This window comes from Marinobacter sp. G11 (assembly GCF_021282325.1).
GTDB classification, from domain to species: Bacteria; Pseudomonadota; Gammaproteobacteria; order Pseudomonadales; family Oleiphilaceae; genus Marinobacter; species Marinobacter vinifirmus.
The window spans coordinates 1-1,206 of the sequence record NZ_JAJSPB010000101.1; the positions used below are offsets into that span (position 1 = coordinate 1).

1 rRNA gene is annotated in these 1,206 nt (G+C 54.5%); it reads left to right on the plus strand.

What is annotated here, in order from left to right:
- Positions 1-1,176 (plus strand): 23S ribosomal RNA (locus LWH94_RS19190); the annotation flags it as partial.
- Between the last annotated feature and the right edge of the window lie 30 nt (positions 1,177-1,206).

Sequence of the window (1,206 nt, forward strand, 5' to 3'; positions counted from 1 at the left end):
GCGGGTGGAGCGGAAGCCGGTCGAAGATACCAGGCCCCTGCGACTGTTTATTAAAAACACAGCACTGTGCAAACACGAAAGTGGACGTATACGGTGTGACGCCTGCCCGGTGCCGGAAGGTTAATTGATGGGGTTAGCACTTGTGCGAAGCTCTTGATCGAAGCCCCGGTAAACGGCGGCCGTAACTATAACGGTCCTAAGGTAGCGAAATTCCTTGTCGGGTAAGTTCCGACCTGCACGAATGGCGTAACGATGGGGGCGCTGTCTCTACCCGAGACTCAGTGAAATTGAAATCGCCGTGAAGATGCGGTGTATCCGCGGCTAGACGGAAAGACCCCGTGAACCTTTACTATAGCTTCACAGTGAACTTTGAGCATGCTTGTGTAGGATAGCTGGGAGGCTTTGAAACTCGGACGCCAGTTCGAGTGGAGCCAACCTTGAAATACCAGCCTGGCATGTTTGAGGTTCTAACTTGGTCCCCTTATCGGGGATGAGGACACTGTGTGGTGGGTAGTTTGACTGGGGCGGTCTCCTCCCAAAGCGTAACGGAGGAGCACAAAGGTGGGCTAAGCACGGTCGGACATCGTGCGGTTAGTGTAATGGCACAAGCCCGCTTGACTGCGAGACAGACACGTCGAGCAGGTACGAAAGTAGGTCATAGTGATCCGGTGGTTCTGTATGGAAGGGCCATCGCTCAACGGATAAAAGGTACTCCGGGGATAACAGGCTGATACCGCCCAAGAGTTCACATCGACGGCGGTGTTTGGCACCTCGATGTCGGCTCATCACATCCTGGGGCTGAAGCCGGTCCCAAGGGTATGGCTGTTCGCCATTTAAAGTGGTACGCGAGCTGGGTTTAGAACGTCGTGAGACAGTTCGGTCCCTATCTGCCGTGGACGTTGGAGATTTGAGGAAAGCTGCTCCTAGTACGAGAGGACCGGAGTGGACGAACCTCTGGTGTTCGGGTTGTCACGCCAGTGGCATTGCCCGGTAGCTATGTTCGGACAGGATAACCGCTGAAAGCATCTAAGCGGGAAGCCCCTTCCAAGATGAGATCTCCCTGAGGCCTTGAGCCTCCTGAAGAGCCGTTCAAGACCAGGACGTTGATAGGCTGGGTGTGTAAGCGCTGCGAGGCGTTGAGCTAACCAGTACTAATTGCTCGTGCGGCTTGACTATATAACACCCAAGACAATTGCGGATAACGCA